This is a genomic window from Clostridium aestuarii (assembly GCF_026735135.1).
Lineage (GTDB): Bacteria > Bacillota > Clostridia > Clostridiales > Clostridiaceae > Clostridium_H > Clostridium_H aestuarii.
This window is the reverse complement of sequence record NZ_JAPQER010000023.1, coordinates 1-2,381: the sequence shown is the minus strand read 5'-3', so window position 1 is coordinate 2,381 and position 2,381 is coordinate 1. Positions and strand designations below refer to the sequence as shown.

Sequence of the window (2,381 nt, the reverse complement as noted above, 5' to 3'; positions counted from 1 at the left end):
CTGCAAATCTTCTTCCACCTTGTTCTGCTGAATCAAATATAAATGTAGATGTTTGGAATATTGGAGTAGCTAATGATCCAAATTGCTTGTCTCCTGCATGTCCTCCGTGTATAGCTTGTGTTGCAACGCCCATTTTTGCCATATGTTCTTTATTCATTTATATTGCCTCCTTAGAATTTTATATTTATTATCTATTTCATTATTGTAATTGTTTTCATAAATATTAATAGCAAGTACTATGCCAAGCTACAAATATCTTTAAGAATTATATGTTTTTTTTACAAACAAACATCCAAACCCCATAGTTGATCCCATTTCTCTATTTTTTCAAATTCATAATAATAAAATTCAATTTAATATTTTGTAAAGTTTTCTAACCACTTTGTCACTAATTATGTAAATTTTATTTTCCATTTGTTTTTTTTATTTCCACTTAACTATTTTTTATAAAAAAATGCTCTTGAAAGCCCAACTCTTTCAAGAGCATTTTTGCTATATTTAATTACATGTTTATGCTGCTTTTTCTTCTAACACTTCTACATTTGACCAATTCCAAGGTTCTTTTCTCATAAGATTATCTGCATATGGAACAAACGTTGCTATGACAGTTGAAATTAATAGTAGTTGTTGAAACCATAATAATGGAATTATTTCCAATGGAGAAACCGCACCTTTAGTAAAACTTGTTAATATTAACAATTGTGCTCCATAAGGAATAAATCCTTGTATTACACATGAGTATGTACTTAATAGCGCTGCACTTTTACGTGGGTCTACTTTATATTTATAACAAAGCTTCTTAGCTATAGGTCCATTTATTATTATAGCAACTGTGTTATTAGCAACTGCAGCATCTGTTAATGAAACAAGAGTAGCAATACCAAATTCCGCAGTTTTTCTTCCTTTTATCATAGTTTGAACTTTATCTAATAAAAATTGTATTCCACCTGCCCTAGTAACTAATTCAGCTAGCCCTCCAGTAAGCATTGATAATAAGAAGATATCTGTCATATTAGTAAATCCAGCAAATATATTTTTACCTAAACTCAAAATTGTTAAATCTCCATAAAACAATCCAATTGCTCCTGATAGAAATATACCTCCAGTTAAAACAACAAAAACATTAACCCCAACTAGAGCCAAAACTAATACAAATATGTATGGTAATACTTTTATTATATTAAAATAATAGGTTTGCATTGCAGGTATATCTGTAGGATGTCCAAAAATCAAAAGTAAAATAATTGTTATTATTGCCGCAGGGGTTGATAAATATATATTGACTTTAAATTTATCCCTCATATCACACCCCTGCGTTCTTGTTGATGCAATTGTTGTATCAGATATCACTGATAAATTATCTCCAAACATCGCTCCACCTAATACTGCCGCTAATGTAAGTGGAAGAGCTAGTCCCGCTTTTGCAGAAGTTCCTATTGCAATAGGAGCTACCGCTGCAATAGCTCCAACAGAAGTTCCTGTAGCAATTGATATAAATCCTGCTATAAGAAACAACCCTGCCATTACATATTGAGGTGGTATATAAGTCAATCCTAAGTTTACTGTAGAATCCACGCCTCCCATTGCTTTAGATACAGATGCAAAAGCTCCTGCTAGTAAATAAATCATACACATAATAACTATATCTTCATTTCCGCACCCTTTTACAAATGTATCAAATTTTTCATTTATTGAACCTTTTAATAAAATAAACGCTGTAATAACTCCAGCAAATACAGCTACCGGAGCTGGCAATTGGTAAAATGCCATTTTCACGCCCTTAGCCTGTAATATTAAACCACTCCCAAGGTATACAGCTATAAATACTACAAACGGTATAAGTGCCTTTCCATTAGATATTGGAATATTTTTTTTATCTTTCATATGAAAAACCTCCTTCTAAATTTTTTAAAAATATAGTATAATTAGATTTGTTAGTATATTAATATGATTTTGGTTCGTCTTGTAATTTTGTGAATATTATAATAGCTATCAGATTAGTGAATTATGTATACAATTTTTAATATGTTACTAGTTGCATACATAATTCACTTAAATATAGTTCAATATTGAAAAGGTATACATTTGTATCTCGGGGGAGAGATTTTGTAAAACCAAATATTTAAACTATATTTATAACTTTTAATCACAAAATTTACGGATGAGCCTTTTTCCTTTTAGTACAAAAAACAAATTAATTGTAAAGAACGTATTCCCTTACAATTAATTTGTTACTTTTGCCAATCTTGAATCAAAAATTATACTTTAACTTCTATTTTACTATTAAATCTAAAGCTTGTTTTAAATCAGCAATTATATCTTCTGCAGTTTCAAGACCAACTGATAATCTAACTAATCCATCACTTATTCCTGCTGCTGCT

General features: G+C 30.0%; 2 protein-coding genes and 1 pseudogene. All 3 read right to left on the bottom strand.

Features of this window, described 5'->3' with window-relative positions:
- A pseudogene (locus OW763_RS16745) lies at nt 1–157 on the bottom strand (methionine gamma-lyase); the annotation flags it as partial.
- A gap of 353 nt (nt 158–510) precedes the next feature.
- Nucleotides 511–1,884 (bottom strand): Na+/H+ antiporter NhaC family protein, encoded by a 1,374-nt coding sequence (locus OW763_RS16740; protein ID WP_268042733.1) that lies wholly within the window; start codon nt 1,882–1,884, stop codon nt 511–513.
- Nucleotides 1,885–2,272: 388 nt separating this feature from the next.
- Nucleotides 2,273–2,381 (bottom strand): PLP-dependent transferase (locus tag OW763_RS16735; protein WP_268042734.1); only part of this gene is annotated, 109 nt, incomplete at its 5' end.